Here is a 16,913-nt window from a genome sequence, read left to right on the forward strand (position 1 = left end):
CCCCCCCCCCCCCCCCCCCCCCCCCCCCCCCCCCCCCCCCCCCCACAGGGGATTGGTGTGATGTTCAAAAGCATAAAAAAGCCCCGCCTGGGTTACCAGGCGGGGCTTTTTAGTGGCTGATGGAATCAGGCGAGGGGTTTAGGCTCGTGCTCTTTTTCCAGGGCCTCAGGTTTTTGCTCTACCGCGTGTTCGACGGAACGCAGGTTTTCGTCGATGGCTGGGGCAGCAGGTTCGGCAGCGACTTCAGCGGCCGGGGCAGGGGCTGCCTCGACAACTTCAGCGACAACCGGAGCCGGCTCGGCAGCAACAACCGGTGCAGCAGCGGCAGCCAGTTCGGCTTCCTTCTGCAGAAGCTCGGCTTCACGTTTGCGGCGACGCACTTCACGTGGGTCGTTCGGCGCACGACCACTTTCGGTCAGGGCACTGACAGGCGCTGCTTCGACAACCGGCGCCACCACTTCGGCAACCACTGGCGCGGCTACTGGAGCAGGTTCGGCGGCAACAACGACCGGGGCAACCACTTCAGCGACTGGCGCTGGAGCTTCGACAGCTGCAGTCTCTGCAACCCAGTTGAACGCAGTTTGCTCTTCGCGAACCTCAGGTGCTTTTTCAGCGACCGGTGCTTCAACCACAGGCTCGGCAGCGACGACTGGCTGTTCGGCAACTACGGCTGGTTCAACAGCAGCGTGAACTTCAGGCTGTGCTTCACGAACTGGAGCTACTTCGACGGCAGGAGCGACTGGCGCTTCGATTGCAGTGGTTGCTTCTACGACAGGCGCTTCAACCTGAGCCACTTCCTGAACAGCTTCTTCAGTCGCGGCAGCGGTAGCGCGTTCAGCTTGCTGGTGAGCCTGGGCTTCAGCGGGGGCGCTGATCACCGTGCTGGCAACAGCGGCAGTAACGGCCAGGCCGGCAGCCAGTTCAGCGCCACTTGGCTCTTCGCCGGTTTCGGACTCTTCCGACCCTTCAATCACGTTGCCGTTGGCATCGCGTTGACGCTCGCGACGGTTGCTGCGACGACGCTGACCACGGGAGCGGCGGCGTGGACGATCGCCTTCGGCGTTGTCCTGACCGTCTTCCTGCAGTTGCTCTTCGTTGGTCGGCAACTCTTCTTCGGCGACCGCAGCGGTCTGTTCGGCACGTGGCTGACGCTCTTCACGCGGTGGGCGCGGTGCGCGCTCTTCACGTGGCTGGCGAGCCGGACGCTCTTCAGTCGCGGCAGTCACAGCTGCGGCAGCGGCAACGGCTGGAGCGGCATCCAGAGGTTCACGCAGTTCACGAACCGGGCGTTCTTCACGCTCGCCACGTGGCTTGCGATCTTCACGAGGAGCGCGTGGTGCGCGTTCTTCACGCGGTGGACGTGGTGCACGTTCTTCGCGAGCGACTGCCGGAGTCTCTTCGCGGGCTTCGCGTGGTTGACGTTCTTCACGAGGCTCGCGTGGTGCGCGTTCTTCACGAGGGGCACGTTCTTCGCGCGGCTTGCGTTCTTCATCGCGGCGACCGTTACGGTTGCGGCTCTGCTGACGACCGTTGCGGCGCTCTTCGTTGCGTGCCGGGCGCTCGGTGGCTGGCTTTTCAACCACAACCGGAGCCGCTGGCTCTTCCTTGGTGGCGAACAGGCTGACGAGCGACTTCACCAGGCCTTTGAACAGGCTTGGCTCAGGGGCTGCGGCCGGTGCAGCAACCGGGGCGGCAGCGACTTCGGTCGGAACCGGAGCGTTGGCGCGGGCTGGAGCGGTTTTCACAGCAGCTTCCTGGCGAACCAGGGTGCGGGTGGCGGCGGCCGGTTGAACTTCTTCCACTTCAGCAGCGGCAGCAGCGATTTCGTAGCTGGACTGGTTGGTGTGGGCTTCCGGGCTGTCATCGCGCAGACGCTGAACTTCGAAATGCGGGGTTTCGAGGTGATCGTTTGGCAGGATGACGATGCGAGCACGAGTGCGCAGTTCGATCTTGGTGATCGAGTTGCGCTTTTCGTTGAGCAGGAACGCAGCAACCGGAATCGGCACTTGTGCACGAACTTCGGCGGTGCGGTCTTTCAGGGCTTCTTCTTCGATCAGGCGCAGAATGGCCAGCGACAGCGACTCAACGTCACGGATGATGCCGGTGCCGTTGCAACGTGGGCAGACGATGCCGCTGCTTTCGCCCAGCGATGGACGCAGGCGCTGACGGGACATTTCCAGCAGGCCGAAGCGCGAGATGCGACCGACTTGCACGCGAGCGCGGTCGGCTTCCAGGCATTCGCGGACTTTTTCTTCCACGGCGCGCTGGTTCTTGGCAGGGGTCATGTCGATGAAGTCGATGACGATCAGGCCGCCGATGTCGCGCAGGCGCAACTGACGGGCGATTTCTTCAGCGGCTTCAAGGTTGGTCTGCAGGGCGGTTTCTTCGATGTCGCTGCCTTTGGTGGCGCGCGCCGAGTTGATGTCGATGGACACCAGGGCTTCGGTCGGATCGATAACGATGGAGCCGCCGGAAGGCAGTTCAACGACGCGCTGGAAGGCGGTCTCGATCTGGCTTTCGATCTGGAAGCGGTTGAACAGCGGAACGCTGTCTTCGTACAGCTTGATCTTGCTGGCGTACTGCGGCATCACCTGGCGAATGAAGGTCAGGGCTTCGTCCTGGGCTTCAACGCTGTCGATCAGCACTTCGCCGATGTCCTGGCGCAGGTAGTCGCGGATTGCGCGGATGATTACGTTGCTTTCCTGGTAGATCAGGAAAGGCGCGGAACGATCCAGCGAGGCTTCTTTGATAGCGGTCCACAGTTGCAGCAGGTAGTCGAGGTCCCACTGCATTTCTTCGCTGCTGCGGCCAAGGCCGGCAGTGCGCACGATCAGACCCATGTCAGCCGGGGCAACCAGGCCGTTCAGGGCTTCGCGCAGTTCGTTGCGCTCTTCACCTTCGATGCGACGGGAAATACCGCCAGCACGCGGGTTGTTCGGCATCAGAACCAGATAACGACCGGCCAGGCTGATGAAGGTGGTCAGGGCGGCGCCCTTGTTGCCACGTTCTTCTTTTTCGACCTGAACGATGACTTCCTGGCCTTCGCTCAGGACGTCCTTGATATTGACGCGGCCTTCAGGGGCTTTCTTGAAGTATTCGCGGGAGATTTCTTTGAGGGGCAGGAAGCCGTGGCGCTCAGAGCCGAAATCGACAAAGGCAGCCTCAAGGCTTGGTTCGATGCGAGTAATCCGGCCTTTATAGATGTTGGCCTTTTTCTGCTCGCGTGCACCGGATTCAATGTCCAGGTCGTAGAGGCGCTGGCCGTCTACCAGTGCAACACGCAACTCTTCAGGTTGAGTTGCGTTAATCAGCATTCTTTTCATGTAGTACCGTCGGTTTCCGGGCTGCCGGAAACGGCGTTCGGCACACACGACTTCTCACGGTCGGTGTCAGGTGCGTCAGGAGTGGTTGGCCACTCCCGTGTCTAGCGAGGTCCGACCAATTGGGTCGGCGTCGCGACGTACGCGTCCTGCTTGCTGTGGCTACTTAAGCACTCAGTCAGGAGGAGGAATCAACCGGCGACTGTGGACGAGATGAAGCGTCTAAATATAAGCCTAGTGCTACACAGTCCGACGGTTGTGCATCTCCACCCTACACGTATCCCTGATAATTCGGGTGCTGCCGCGCGCAGAATCCGCAGCGGGTTGGCATTTACCGTGTTCTCCAGTGGGGAGTTCACGCTCATGGCTACACAAGACTGGGTGATAGCTGTTTTGCTGGCACTCAGCTTGTAACAGGCGTTGTTTCCGAAGCATTCGCTTAAGGGCTGGTTCGAGACTGACTGCACTTTGTGAACTGGCCGTAAATATCGGCGCATCAGACGAGTGGTTACTCTGTTGCTGCGCTCGCTTCAGGCCTCATGTCACCTGCGCTTGTTACAATCACGAACCTTCCAATCGTTGCGAAAGCCCCGTAGGACGGCCTCGCGTCCTGATGAATTGCGTTGGTCAGGGCCGGCAATCTGCCGCTTGTCCTCTGTCCGGGCCGCTTTTGGCGGTGTTCGCGACTATAGCAGCAATGATTAAGTGCTTCAATTCCATAAAAAATTGTTATCATTCGCGGCATGACGACTACTGCCCCCTCGACTCCAAGCGTACAACTGCTTGAGGTCTCGCCGGAATATGCCGGCCAACGTATTGATAACTTCCTTCTCGCTCGGCTCAAAGGCGTGCCCAAGACCTTGATTTACCGCATTTTGCGTAAAGGCGAAGTGCGTGTGAACAAAGGTCGGATCAAGCCCGAATACAAGCTGCAGGCGGGCGACATCGTGCGCGTGCCGCCGGTGCGTGTGCCGGAACGCGACGAGCCTGTGCCATTGGCGCAAGGTTTGTTGCAGCGACTCGAGGCCTCGATTGTCTTCGAAGACAAGGCGCTGATCGTGATCAACAAGCCCGCCGGGATTGCTGTGCACGGTGGTAGCGGCCTGAACTACGGGGTGATCGAAGCGTTTCGGCAGTTGCGTCCGGACGCCAAGGAGCTTGAGCTGGTTCACCGCCTGGACCGCGATACTTCCGGTCTGCTGATGATCGCGAAAAAACGCAGCATGCTGCGCCATCTGCACGCTGCCTTGCGTGGCGATGGTGTCGACAAGCGTTATATGGCGCTGGTTCGCGGCAATTGGGCTACTTCCATCAAGAGCGTCCGAGCGCCGTTGCAGAAGAGTAATCTGCGTTCCGGCGAGCGCATGGTGGAAGTGGATGAGGAGGGCAAGGAAGCGCTGACCCTGTTCAAGGTACTGCGCCGCTTTGGCGACTTCGCAACCATGGTCGAAGCCAAGCCTGTTACCGGCCGTACTCACCAGATTCGCGTCCATACCCTGCACGCTGGTCATTGTATCGCCGGCGATACCAAGTACGGCGACGAGGGTTTCTCCAAGGAAATTCGTGATCTGGGTGGCAAGCGCCTGTTCCTGCACGCTTACATGCTCACTGTACCGCTGCCTGATGGTGGCGAGTTGAAGCTTCAGGCCCCTGTCGATGAAATGTGGGCCAAGACCGTGGAGCGCCTGAGTGTTGCACCCTGAGTACAAACTGCTGATCTTCGATTGGGACGGCACGCTGGCCGATTCCATTGGTCGGATTGTCGAGGCCATGCATGTGGCGTCGCAACGGTCCGGTTTTCAGTTGCGCGATGATCTGGCCGTCAAGGGCATCATCGGTCTGGGCTTGCCGGAAGCGATTCGGACCTTGTATCCGGAGATTGGCGATGATGAGCTGGTAGCGTTTCGTCAGCACTATGCGGATCACTACATCGCGTCGGAAGCTGTGCCTTCGCCTTTGTTCGAAGGTGTCGTCGAGTCGCTTGAGGCGTTTCGCTCTGAGGGTTATCGCCTGGCTGTGGCGACCGGCAAAGCGCGTCGCGGACTGGATCGTGTGCTGAAGTCTCACGGCTGGGAGGATTATTTCGATATCACCCGCGCCGCCGATGAAACCGCCAGCAAGCCGCATCCGTTGATGCTTGAGCAGATTCTGGCCCATTGCGACGTCCACCCGGAGCAGGCGTTGATGGTGGGGGATTCGTCGTTCGATCTGCAGATGGCACGCAATGCCGGGATGGATTCGGTTGCCGTCAGCTATGGCGCTCAATCGATAGAAGCCTTGCGCGTGTTCGAGCCGCGTCTGGCCATTGATCATTTTTCGCAATTGCACGCCTGGCTGGGTCGGCGGGCCAATTAAGTTCTTGTTGGGGTGGGTGAAATGACTGACGAATGGAAGGCGCCAGCCAAGGCCAGCGCCGAAGGTGGCGATGACAAGAGCTGGAAGCTGCTTGAGAAAACCCTGCTTGCAGGCGTGCAGGAGCAGCGTCGTTCGCGGCGTTGGGGGATTTTCTTCAAGCTGCTGACCTTCGTTTATCTGCTTGCCGCGCTGATCCTCTTCACGCCACTGGTGAGCATTGAAAAAAGCGCGACCCGTGGGTCGGGTTATACGGCACTGATCGACGTGAGCGGGATGATTGCCGACAAGGAGTCGGCCAGCGCCGACAATATCGTCAGCGGTTTGCGCGCTGCGTTCGAGGACCCGAAGGTCAAGGGTATCGTGCTGCGGATCAACAGCCCGGGCGGCAGTCCGGTGCAGTCGGGTTATGTCTACGATGAAATTGGTCGTCTGCGTGCCCTGCATCCGCAGATCAAGGTTTACGCGGTGATTTCCGATCTCGGTGCTTCGGGTGCTTACTACATTGCCAGCGCGGCGGACCAGATCTACGCCGACAAGGCGAGCCTGGTGGGCTCCATTGGCGTGACAGCGGCCGGCTATGGGTTTGTCGGCACCATGGAGAAGCTCGGTGTCGAGCGTCGGACCTACACTTCGGGCGAGCACAAGTCGTTCCTCGATCCGTTCCAGCCAGAAAAACCTGAAGAGACCAAGTTCTGGCAGAGCGTGCTGGACACCACTCACCAGCAGTTCATCGCCAGCGTCAAAAAGGGCCGTGGCGATCGCCTGAAGGACAAAGAGCATCCAGAGCTGTTCTCCGGACTGGTCTGGTCAGGTGAGCAGGCGCTGCCATTGGGCTTGATCGATGGCCTGGGCAGCGCCAGTTCGGTGGCGCGTGACGTGATTGGCGAGAAAGAGCTGGTCGACTTCACGGTTCAAGAGTCGACGTTCGACCGCTTCTCGAAAAAGCTCGGCGCCGGCGTGGCTGAGCAGTTGGCAATGTGGATGGGCTTCCAGGGACCTGCATTGCGCTGATCATTGTGCAGCATCAAAAAAACCGGCCTGCGTGGCCGGTTTTTTGTGTTTGTGATGGGGTGATGTGTGCGTTCAGGGGATCTGCACGCCCTCGGCCAGCAACATGTCCACCAGGCGAATCAGCGGCAGGCCGACCAGGCTGGTGGCGTCCGGGCCTTCGGTGCTTTGAAACAGGCTTACACCCAATCCCTCGGCTTTGAAGCTGCCAGCGCAGTCGTAGGGCTGCTCGGTGCGCAGGTAGCGATCGATGCGTGCCTGGTCGAGCGTGCGCATGTGGACGGTGAAAGGAATGCAGTCGAGCTGGTACTGACCGGTCTGGCTGTTGAGCAGTGCCAGGCCGGTCAGGAAGGTCACGCTGGCGCCGCTGGCGGCCAGTAGCTGCTCACGGGCCTTCTCGAAGGTGTGGGGTTTGCCGATAATCTGTCCGTCGAGTACCGCCGCCTGGTCAGAGCCGATAATCAAATGGGCAGGATGACTGCCGGCCAGTGCCTGGGCTTTTTCATGAGCCAGGCGTTTTACCAGTTCGCGGGCTGACTCGCCCGGTTGATGGCTTTCGTCGATATCCGGTGAGCAGCAGGTAAACGGCAGTTGCAAGCGGGCCAGTAATTCGCGGCGATAGACCGAGCTTGAAGCAAGTAATAAAGGCAGCATACGGCTCTCCAAAAGTCAGTCGCAAATTCTAGCGGGGCTTCCAAGTGACGGACAGGGCTGAATTTCCTTTGACATGGCTGGGTGCATCCCTATAATGCTGCGCCTATGTTGAATGACCCGATTCCACCTCACGTTGACCCGCGCAAATTGGCTGATCGTGGCACCACCCTTCAAGGTGAAATGCTGCTGGCCGATTTGGAGAGACTCTGCGACCCGCTTTCCGACACTGTCGGTACGGTGCAGGCTAAATTCGTTTTTGAGCGAGATGAACGTAAATCTGTGGTAATCCACAGCTTTATCGACACCGAAGTCAAAATGGTTTGCCAGCGTTGTCTTGAGCTGGTCACCCTGCCGATTCACAGCGAATGCAGTTATGCTGTGGTGAAGGAGGGTGCGAATACCCAGTCGTTGCCGAAAGGTTATGACGTGCTGGAACTGGGCGAAGATCCTTTGGATCTGCAGTCACTGATCGAGGAGGAGCTTTTGCTCGCCTTGCCCATTGTGCCTGCTCATCATCCGGAAGAATGCCAGCAGCCGGCGGGTCTCGATGAGCCCGAACCGAGCGAGGACGAGGTAACGCGGTCCAACCCGTTCAGTGTATTGGCGCAGTTAAAGCGTGACCCAAACGTTTAGGAGTTAATCAATTATGGCTGTTCAGCAGAACAAAAAATCCCGCTCCGCCCGTGACATGCGTCGTTCGCACGATGCTCTCGAGGCAAGCACCCTGTCCGTAGAAAAGACCACTGGTGAAGTTCACCTGCGTCACCACGTATCGCCAGAAGGCGTATACCGTGGCCGTAAAGTGATCGACAAGGGCGCTGACGAGTAATCCTTGTCCGCTCAAGTCATCGCGATTGACGCAATGGGCGGGGACTTCGGTCCCCGCAGCATTGTTCAGGCCAGCCTTGCTTGTCTGTCTGCTACGCCCTCGCTGCACCTGACCCTCGTCGGTCAACCTTCCCTGTTAGAAGAACTGATTGCCGGCCAGTTGGCTGTGGATCGCGCGCGCCTGACCATTGCGCCAGCCAGCGACGTCATCGGCATGGACGAAAAACCTTCCCAGGCCCTGCGTGGCAAGCCGGACTCGTCAATGCGGGTCGCCCTTGAGTTGTTGCGCGATGGCAAGGTTCAAGCGTGCGTCAGTGCCGGTAATACCGGTGCGCTAATGGCGTTGTCGCGTTATGTGCTCAAGACCTTGCCGGGTATCGATCGGCCAGCGATGGTGGCGGCGATCCCGACGCAGCGCGGTTATTGCCAGTTGCTTGATCTGGGGGCGAATGTCGATTGCAGTGCCGAGCATCTGTTCCAGTTCGCGGTGATGGGGTCGGTGGCTGCTGAAACCTTGGGTATTGTTCGTCCAAAGGTCGCGCTGTTGAATATCGGCACGGAAGACATCAAGGGCAATCAGCAGGTCAAGCTGGCAGCCACGCTGCTGCAAAATGCTCGTGGGCTGAATTACATCGGCTTCGTCGAGGGTGATGGCTTGTACCGTGGTGAGGCTGACGTGGTGGTCTGCGACGGATTTGTCGGCAATATCCTGCTCAAATCCAGTGAAGGTCTGGCGACCATGATTGCCGGTCGAATCGAGGCGTTGTTCAAGCGAAACCTGGCGTCGAGAGTGGTCGGGGCTTTGGCGTTGCCGCTGATGAGGCGCTTGCAGGCCGATCTGGCGCCGGCGCGACATAATGGCGCAAGTTTCCTCGGCTTGCAGGGGATCGTCGTCAAAAGTCACGGCTCGGCCGGTGTGCAGGGCTTTCAAAGTGCGATTCAGCGTGCCTTGATCGAGATTCAGGAGAACCTGCCGCAGCGGCTCCACGGTCGTCTTGAGGATTTGTTGCTTTAGGCATTTTCGTCGGACAATGCTTAAATGTGACCGCTCAGTTCAATTAGCCATCCAACTGTCAGTTTCTTGCGTCCAGCCGTACAGGACGTCAATTCTCCGACGACAAGATCATTAGGGGCTTGTTACATGTCTGCTTCCCTCGCATTCGTCTTTCCAGGACAGGGTTCGCAGTCCCTCGGCATGCTGGCCGAGTTGGGCGCGCAATATCCGTTGATCCTCGAAACTTTCAAAGAAGCTTCCGATGCTCTGGGTTACGACCTGTGGGCACTGACCCAGCAAGGGCCGGAAGAGCAACTCAATCAAACCGACAAAACCCAACCGGCGATTCTCACCGCTTCGATTGCCTTGTGGCGTCTGTGGCTGGCTGAGGGCGGCGCACGTCCGGCTTACGTTGCCGGTCATAGCCTGGGTGAATACAGCGCGCTGGTCGCGGCTGGCAGCCTTAGCCTGGGCGACGCGGTGAAGCTGGTAGAGCGTCGTGGTCAGCTGATGCAAGAAGCCGTGCCGGCCGGGCAGGGTGGCATGGCCGCAATCCTCGGTCTGGAAGATGCTGATGTGCTGGCTGCCTGTGCCGAAGCGGCGCAAGGGGACGTGGTCAGCGCGGTCAATTTCAATTCGCCGGGCCAGGTAGTGATCGCCGGTGCCAAGGCGGCTGTCGAGCGCGCCATCGAAGGCTGCAAGGCACGTGGTGCCAAGCGCGCCATGCCGCTGCCGGTCAGCGTGCCGTCGCACTGCGAACTGATGCGCCCGGCTGCCGAGCGTTTCGCCGAGTCGATCGCTGCGATCAACTGGCAGGCTCCGCAAATCCCGCTGGTGCAGAACGTCAGCGCTGATGTGGCGCCAGATCTGGAAACCCTCAAGCGCGATCTGCTTGAGCAGCTCTACAAGCCGGTTCGTTGGGTTGAATCGGTCCAGGCGCTGGCCGCCAAAGGCGCTACTCAACTGGTTGAATGCGGTCCGGGCAAAGTCCTGGCCGGCCTGAACAAGCGCTGCGCCGAAGGCGTGTCGACCTCTAACCTGAACACCCCGGATGCTTTCGCTGCCGCTCGTGCAGCGTTGGCCTGAATTAGGAGAAGCCTGCATGAGTCTGCAAGGTAAAGTTGCACTGGTTACCGGCGCCAGCCGTGGTATTGGCCAGGCTATCGCGCTGGAACTGGGTCGTCAGGGCGCTATCGTGGTGGGTACCGCGACTTCCGCTTCGGGCGCCGAGCGCATCGCGGCAACCCTGAAAGAAAACGGCATTCAAGGTACCGGTCTTGAGCTCAATGTCACCAGCGACGAGTCTGTAGCGGCTGTGCTGGCAAGCATTCAGGAGCAGTTCGGTGCGCCGGCGATTCTGGTGAATAACGCCGGTATCACCCGCGATAACCTGATGATGCGCATGAAAGATGACGAGTGGCATGACGTCATCGATACCAACCTGAACAGTCTGTTTCGCCTGTCCAAGGGTGTTTTGCGTGGCATGACCAAGGCGCGTTGGGGTCGAATTATCAGTATTGGTTCAGTTGTGGGTGCCATGGGCAACGCAGGCCAAGTAAACTACGCAGCCGCCAAGGCAGGTCTGGAAGGTTTCAGCCGCGCTCTGGCGCGTGAAGTGGGTTCGCGCTCGATTACGGTCAATTCGGTGGCCCCTGGGTTCATCGACACCGATATGACCCGCGAACTGCCAGAAGCGCAGCGTGAAGCCTTGCAGACACAAATTCCGCTGGGCCGTCTGGGGCAAGCTCAAGAGATCGCGTCTGTGGTCGCTTTTCTTGCGTCGGACGGTGCGGCTTACGTTACTGGGGCTACAATCCCGGTGAACGGCGGGATGTACATGAGTTAAATGTGACGGGTTGCTTCAAAAAAATGTCATACGAGCTGTCTAAAATCCGTTATAAAGCTGCAATCTATTTATAGGCAGATGGTCGTCAGGGTTTGAGGAGTGAAGCTTTCAGTTGAAAAACTGAAAAGCCTTTCTATACACTTACCCACTGGCCAGCTGCCTGAATTTGTCCATTAGGAGTGAAAACAAGGTATGAGCACCATCGAAGAGCGCGTCAAGAAAATCGTTGCTGAGCAACTGGGCGTTAAAGAAGAAGAAGTTGTGAACACTGCTTCCTTCGTTGAAGACCTGGGTGCCGACTCCCTTGACACCGTTGAGCTGGTGATGGCTCTGGAAGAGGAATTCGAGACCGAAATTCCTGACGAAGAAGCTGAGAAGATCACTACTGTACAAGCTGCCATCGACTACGTTACTAGCCATCAGGCGTAATAGTTTGTAGCCGTTGTTAGCTGTCATGGAAAAACCGCACTGCCGTCACGGCGTGCGGTTTTTTCTTTAGGCCTGATGCAAAGTCGTCATTTGAAAAAAGGAGAGTGCTGTGTCGCGTAGACGCGTCGTAGTCACCGGTATGGGTATGTTGTCGCCACTGGGCACGGATGTGCCGAGTAGCTGGCAGGGCATTCTGGCTGGCCGCAGTGGCATTGGTCTGATCGAACACACCGACCTTTCTGCCTATTCCACCCATTTTGGCGGCTCGGTAAAGGGCTTCAATGTCGAGGAATACCTGTCGGTCAAGGAAGCTCGCAAACTCGACCTGTTCATTCAATACGGTCTGGCGGCAGGGTTTCAGGCGGTGCGCAACTCTGGCCTGGAAGTCACCGACGCCAACCGTGAGCGCATCGGCGTGGCCATGGGCTCGGGTATTGGCGGTCTGACCAATATCGAAGAAACCAGCCGTACGCTGCATGATTCGGGACCACGGCGGATTTCTCCGTTTTTCGTGCCAGGCTCGATCATCAATATGATTTCCGGTTTCCTGTCCATCCATCTGGGTGCGCAGGGGCCTAACTATGCCATTTCGACAGCCTGTACCACTGGTACGCACTGTATCGGTATGGCGGCGCGCAACATTGCCTACGGCGAAGCCGACGTGATGATTGCCGGTGGTGCCGAAATGGCTGCTTGCGGTCTGGGTATGGGCGGCTTTGGTGCTGCTCGTGCGCTGTCGACCCGCAATGACGAACCGACCCGCGCCAGCCGTCCGTGGGACAAGGGCCGTGATGGCTTCGTGTTGTCCGACGGTGCCGGTGCACTGGTGCTCGAAGAGCTGGAGCACGCCAAGGCGCGTGGTGCGACCATTTACGCCGAGCTGATTGGCTTTGGCATGAGTGGCGATGCGTACCACATGACCTCGCCACCGGCCGATGGCGCCGGCGCCGCACGTTGCATCGTCAACGCGCTGCGTGATGCCAAGCTGAATGTCGATCAGGTCCAGTACATCAATGCCCACGGCACGTCGACTTCGGCCGGAGACCTTGCCGAAGCCTGCGCGATCAAGTCGGTGTTTGGCGATCACGCCTACAAGCTGGCGGTCAGCTCGACCAAGTCCATGACCGGTCACCTGTTGGGGGCGGCGGGCGCGGTTGAAGCGATCTTCAGTGTACTGGCGATCAATGGCCAGGTGGCACCGCCGACCATCAACCTTGATGAGCCGGACGAAGGTTGCGACCTTGATTTCGTGCCGCACACTGCGCGTGACATGAACATCGATGTGGTGTTGTCCAACTCGTTTGGTTTTGGTGGTACCAACGGCTCGCTGGTGTTCCGCCGGTTCGTTGATTGATGGAAAGCTGGGTCGACGGTCAGCCGGCTGACGCACTGTCGCTAAAAGACCGCGGCCTGGCGTATGGCGATGGTCTATTCGAGACCATCGCTGTCAAGGGCGGGCAGCCATTGCTGCTGGATCGACATTTGAGTCGTCTGGCCGATGGCTGCTCGCGCTTGGCGATTAATGCGGATCACGCCTTGATTCGCCGTGAGCTACTGACCTACGCCGCCGTCCTCGGCGACGGTGTGCTCAAGCTGATGCTGACCCGTGGCGACAGCCAGCGTGGTTATGCGGCCGATCCTTCGGTGTCGCCGCGACGAATTCTGCAAGGCAATCTTCCGGCTGCTTATCCTGCGGTCCACGCGCAGCAAGGTATTCGGTTGTTTCCCTGCACCACACGACTTTCCGAGCAGCCGCTGCTCGCCGGCCTCAAGCACCTGAATCGTCTCGAACAGGTTATCGCTCGTTCCGAATGGCAAGACGCCGAGCACGCCGAAGGTTTGATGCTGGATCTTCAGGGGCGGGTGATCGAAGGTGTATTCAGTAATCTGTTCCTGGTGCGCGATGGCGCGTTGCTGACGGCTGATCTGAGTCGTTGCGGCGTGGCGGGAGTGATGCGCGCCGAACTCTTGTCCCAGGCCAGTATGCTGGGGATCCCCACACTCGTTTCGGATATCGCCCTTGATCAGTTGCAACAGGCTGATGAAGTTTTCGTCTGCAACAGCGTGTACGGCATCTGGCCGGTACGCGCTTATGCTGCACTGAGCTGGTCGGTTGGGCCGCTCACCCGTAAACTGCAAGGCATTGCCCGCGCGCTACTGGATGCTTGATTTGTGAGACGTAAATTCTTGCTGCTGCTGGAAACCGGACTGGTTCTGGCGGGGCTGCTGCTGGGCACTTCAGCCTGGAAGATCAACTCGGCGCTGGAGCAGCCACTCAACATTACTCAGGAAGAGTTACTGGATGTACCGAACGGCGCGACGCCGTCCGGGACTTTCAATCGCCTTGAAGCCGATGGCGTTCTCCAGGACGCCTTCTGGCTGCGCCTGTACTGGCGCTTCAATCTTGCCACGCAGCCGTTGCACAGCGGCGAATACCGCATGCTGCCCGGCATGAGCGCGCAGGGTTTGATCGGTCTTTGGCAGCGCGGCGAAGTGGTTCAGTACAGTCTGACTCTGGTCGAGGGCTGGAACTTCCGCCAGGTCCGTGCGGCGCTGGCGAAAAATGACAAGCTCGAGCAAACCCTGGCGGGACTGAGCGACAGCGATGTGATGAACAAGCTCGGTCACGCTGGCGTGTTTCCGGAAGGCCGGTTTTTTCCGGACACCTACCGTTTTGTCCGTGGCATGACCGACGCCGAGCTGCTGGAAAAAGCCTACGAGCGCCTCGACGATGTCCTTGCGAAAGAGTGGAGCAAACGTTCCCCTGACGCACCCTACACCGAGCCCTATCAGGCGCTGATCATGGCCTCGCTGGTGGAGAAGGAAACCGGTGTGCCGCAGGAGCGCGGGCAGATTGCCGGGGTGTTCGTACGGCGGATGCAGATCGGCATGTTGCTGCAAACCGATCCGACCGTGATCTATGGCCTGGGCGAGCGCTACAACGGCAAGTTGACCCGTGCCCACCTGAAGGAGCCGACGCCCTACAATACTTATCTGATCGCCGGGCTGCCGCCGACGCCGATTGCCATGGTCGGTCGTGAAGCGATTCATGCGGCGCTGAATCCGGTGTCCGGCAGCAGTTTGTATTTCGTGGCGCGCGGTGACGGCAGTCATGTGTTCTCCGACGATCTGGATGCCCACAACAGTGCTGTGCGCGAGTTCCAGATCAAGCGACGTGCCGATTACCGCTCCAGCCCGGCGCCGACTAATGGGGCCACGACGCCTGACGCGCAGGCACCGATTGCTCCAGCGTCGCCCGACACGGCTCCAGAGGCGGCACCGCAATTGCCGTCATCGCAACCGGCTTCAGCTCCGGCACCCAGTGCCGATGAGCCGCAAAGCCCGCAATGACTCTGACTAAGGACTGCCTGTGACTGGCTTGTTTATTACCCTGGAAGGCCCGGAAGGCGCCGGCAAAAGCACCAATCGTGAATACCTGGCCGAGCGTCTGCGCGCCGAGGGTATCGAAGTCGTATTGACTCGCGAACCGGGCGGTACGCCGCTGGCCGAGCGAATTCGCGATGTGCTGCTGGCCCCGGTCGACGAAGTCATGAACCCGGATACCGAGCTGTTGCTGGTGTTCGCAGCGCGAGCGCAGCATCTGGCCGAGGTGATCCGCCCGGCACTGGCGCGAGGCGCGGTGGTGTTGTGCGACCGCTTTACCGATTCGACTTACGCTTATCAGGGTGGGGGTCGCGGATTGTCGCTGGAGCGTATCGCGACCCTGGAAACTTTCGTTCAAGGCGACCTGCGCCCGGACCTGACACTGGTGTTCGACTTGCCGATCGAGATCGGCATGGCGCGTGCCAGTGCTCGTGGTCGGCTGGACCGTTTCGAGCTGGAAGGTCGAGTGTTTTTCGAGGCGGTGCGCAGTGCGTTCCTCAAGCGCGCTGAGGCTGATCCGGCACGCTACCTGTTGGTGGACGCCTCGCAGCCGTTGGCACAGGTTCAGCAGTCGCTGGATGCCTTGATGCCGCAATTGCTGGAGCGTCACCGTGGCTGAAGCCTATCCGTGGCAGGACAGCCTTTGGCAGCAACTGGCCGGTCGCGCACAGCACGCGCACGCCTATTTGCTCCACGGCCCGATGGGCATCGGCAAGCGCGCCTTGGCCGAGCGTCTGATGGCGCGTCTGTTGTGTCAGCGGCCAGAAGGGCTGGACGCATGTGGGCAGTGCAAATCCTGCATGCTGCTGAAGGCTGGCAGTCATCCGGATAACTACATACTGGAGCCGGAAGAGGCGGACAAGGCGATCAAGGTCGATCAGGTTCGTGATCTGGTCAGCTTCGTGGTCCAGACCGCGCAGTTGGGCGGGCGCAAAGTGGTGCTGATCGAGCCGGTCGAGTCGATGAACATCAACGCCTCCAACGCCTTGCTCAAAAGCCTCGAAGAACCGTCAGGCGATACGGTATTGCTGTTGGTCAGTCACCAGACCAGCCGTTTGCTGCCGACCATCAAGAGTCGTTGCGTGCAACAGGCCTGTCCGTTGCCGAGCGAGGCCATGAGCCTGCAATGGCTGGCCAAGGCCTTGCCCGATTGCGCTGAAGAAGAGCGTATCGAGCTGCTGACCCTGGCTGCCGGTTCGCCGCTGGCGGCTGTCAAGCTGCAAGGGCAGGGCGTGCGCGAGCAGCGTGCGCTGGTCGTCGAGGGCGTGAAGAAGTTGCTCAAGCAGCAACAGTCGCCGACGCAACTGGCCGAAGAGTGGAAATCCATTCCGATGTTGCAGCTGTTCGACTGGTTCTGCGATTGGTCGAGCCTGATTCTGCGCTACCAGTTGACCCAGGATGAAGAAGGGTTGGGGTTGGCGGACATGCGCAAAGTAGTTCAGTACCTGGCGCAGAAAACCGCCCAGGAAAAAGTCTTGAATATTCAGGACTGGATTCTCGCCCAGCGGCAGAAAGTGATGAGTAAGGCCAACCTCAATCCGGCGTTGTTGCTGGAAGCGCTGTTGGTGCAATGGGTGTCCTTGCCTGCTCAGAAGTGAACGTCTGTGCCTAGGGAACAACCATTGGCGGCATCCCGCGCCTTGCCTCGCACACGTTGGCATCGCAACGCGGTTCGTCACCAAACGTCAACAGACCCTAGACTCTGATCATCAGCCATGGAGGTCAGCATGAACGAACCCGTCAGCCCGGGACCGCGCAACGGCATCTTGTCCCTGACCATCAAGGACAAATCCGTGCTGTATGCGGCCTACATGCCGTTCATCAAGAACGGCGGCCTGTTCATTCCGACCAACAAAAGCTACAAGTTGGGCGACGAGGTCTTCATGTTGCTGCACTTGATGGATGAGCCGGAAAAGATTCCCGTGGCCGGTATAGTGACCTGGGTGACCCCCAGGGGCGCGCAGGGTAATCGCGCTGCCGGTGTCGGCGTACAGTTCAATGCAGGCGACAACACCGCCCGAAGCCGAATTGAAACCTATCTGGTCGGAGCCCTGAAGTCCGACCGTCCCACTCATACGATGTAGTTGCAGCCTTA

17 protein-coding genes are annotated in these 16,913 nt (G+C 59.3%); 15 read left to right on the plus strand and 2 right to left on the minus strand.

What is annotated here, in order from left to right; all coding sequences use genetic code 11:
- Window positions 1–125: 125 nt before the first annotated feature.
- Window positions 126–3,323 carry a ribonuclease E gene (gene rne / locus NTD87_RS04225; protein ID WP_262112114.1) on the minus strand — a complete coding sequence of 1,066 codons (3,198 nt, stop codon included), beginning with the start codon at window positions 3,321–3,323 and terminating at the stop codon, window positions 126–128.
- Between the two features lie 740 nt (window positions 3,324–4,063).
- Between rne and rluC the strand changes: the two genes are divergently transcribed.
- The 3 genes from rluC to sppA are packed head-to-tail and all read left to right on the plus strand — an operon-like array spanning window position 4,064 to window position 6,686.
- Entirely contained in the window at window positions 4,064–5,023 is a 960-nt protein-coding gene (rluC, locus tag NTD87_RS04230; protein WP_071551139.1) for a 23S rRNA pseudouridine(955/2504/2580) synthase RluC, read from the plus strand.
- Entirely contained in the window at window positions 5,013–5,675 is a 663-nt protein-coding gene (locus NTD87_RS04235) for an HAD-IA family hydrolase (protein WP_262112235.1), read from the plus strand. The genes rluC and NTD87_RS04235 overlap by 11 nt, the downstream gene beginning before the upstream one ends.
- A gap of 21 nt (window positions 5,676–5,696) precedes the next feature.
- Complete coding sequence (gene sppA, locus NTD87_RS04240; protein ID WP_262112115.1) at window positions 5,697–6,686, plus strand: signal peptide peptidase SppA; 990 nt, start codon at window positions 5,697–5,699, stop codon at window positions 6,684–6,686.
- 72 nt (window positions 6,687–6,758) lie between these two features.
- Here the strand turns inward: sppA and NTD87_RS04245 are convergent, their stop codons facing one another.
- A complete protein-coding gene (locus NTD87_RS04245) occupies window positions 6,759–7,337 on the minus strand; it encodes a Maf family protein (protein WP_262112116.1) in 579 nt (192 codons plus the stop codon).
- Between the two features lie 105 nt (window positions 7,338–7,442).
- Here NTD87_RS04245 and NTD87_RS04250 point away from each other — a divergent pair, with 105 nt between their 5' ends.
- The 12 genes from NTD87_RS04250 (at window position 7,443) to NTD87_RS04305 (ending at window position 16,902) form a co-directional block, all read left to right on the plus strand.
- Window positions 7,443–7,970 (plus strand): YceD family protein, encoded by a 528-nt coding sequence (locus NTD87_RS04250; RefSeq protein WP_008152342.1) that lies wholly within the window; start codon window positions 7,443–7,445, stop codon window positions 7,968–7,970.
- Window positions 7,971–7,983: 13 nt separating this feature from the next.
- A complete protein-coding gene (gene rpmF / locus NTD87_RS04255) occupies window positions 7,984–8,166 on the plus strand; it encodes a 50S ribosomal protein L32 (RefSeq protein ID WP_003179396.1) in 183 nt (60 codons plus the stop codon).
- 3 nt (window positions 8,167–8,169) lie between these two features.
- Window positions 8,170–9,180 (plus strand): phosphate acyltransferase PlsX, encoded by a 1,011-nt coding sequence (plsX, locus tag NTD87_RS04260; protein WP_262112118.1) that lies wholly within the window; start codon window positions 8,170–8,172, stop codon window positions 9,178–9,180.
- A 126-nt stretch (window positions 9,181–9,306) separates the two neighbouring features.
- Window positions 9,307–10,245 carry an ACP S-malonyltransferase gene (fabD, locus tag NTD87_RS04265; RefSeq protein ID WP_262112120.1) on the plus strand — a complete coding sequence of 313 codons (939 nt, stop codon included), beginning with the start codon at window positions 9,307–9,309 and terminating at the stop codon, window positions 10,243–10,245.
- 16 nt (window positions 10,246–10,261) lie between these two features.
- Window positions 10,262–11,005 (plus strand): 3-oxoacyl-ACP reductase FabG, encoded by a 744-nt coding sequence (gene fabG / locus NTD87_RS04270; RefSeq protein WP_262112122.1) that lies wholly within the window; start codon window positions 10,262–10,264, stop codon window positions 11,003–11,005.
- 192 nt (window positions 11,006–11,197) lie between these two features.
- Window positions 11,198–11,434: an acyl carrier protein gene (gene acpP, locus NTD87_RS04275; RefSeq protein ID WP_003175607.1), complete on the plus strand. Its 237-nt coding sequence runs from the start codon at window positions 11,198–11,200 to the stop codon at window positions 11,432–11,434.
- Between the two features lie 109 nt (window positions 11,435–11,543).
- The gene (gene fabF / locus NTD87_RS04280) at window positions 11,544–12,788 is read left to right on the plus strand and encodes a beta-ketoacyl-ACP synthase II (protein ID WP_262112124.1); all 1,245 of its coding nucleotides are present in this window, start codon (window positions 11,544–11,546) and stop codon (window positions 12,786–12,788) included.
- A complete protein-coding gene (pabC, locus tag NTD87_RS04285; RefSeq protein WP_262112125.1) occupies window positions 12,788–13,603 on the plus strand; it encodes an aminodeoxychorismate lyase in 816 nt (271 codons plus the stop codon). Before fabF ends, pabC begins: the two co-directional genes overlap by 1 nt.
- A gap of 3 nt (window positions 13,604–13,606) precedes the next feature.
- Window positions 13,607–14,785: an endolytic transglycosylase MltG gene (gene mltG / locus NTD87_RS04290; RefSeq protein ID WP_262112126.1), complete on the plus strand. Its 1,179-nt coding sequence runs from the start codon at window positions 13,607–13,609 to the stop codon at window positions 14,783–14,785.
- Between the two features lie 19 nt (window positions 14,786–14,804).
- Window positions 14,805–15,437: a dTMP kinase gene (tmk, locus tag NTD87_RS04295; RefSeq protein WP_262112127.1), complete on the plus strand. Its 633-nt coding sequence runs from the start codon at window positions 14,805–14,807 to the stop codon at window positions 15,435–15,437.
- The gene (locus NTD87_RS04300; protein WP_262112128.1) at window positions 15,430–16,416 is read left to right on the plus strand and encodes a DNA polymerase III subunit delta'; all 987 of its coding nucleotides are present in this window, start codon (window positions 15,430–15,432) and stop codon (window positions 16,414–16,416) included. The genes tmk and NTD87_RS04300 overlap by 8 nt, the downstream gene beginning before the upstream one ends.
- 129 nt (window positions 16,417–16,545) lie before the next feature.
- Window positions 16,546–16,902: a PilZ domain-containing protein gene (locus tag NTD87_RS04305; protein WP_262112129.1), complete on the plus strand. Its 357-nt coding sequence runs from the start codon at window positions 16,546–16,548 to the stop codon at window positions 16,900–16,902.
- Window positions 16,903–16,913: the final 11 nt, after the last annotated feature.

Origin of the sequence: Pseudomonas sp. 6D_7.1_Bac1 (assembly GCF_025465945.1) — a bacterium.
Lineage (GTDB): Bacteria > Pseudomonadota > Gammaproteobacteria > Pseudomonadales > Pseudomonadaceae > Aquipseudomonas.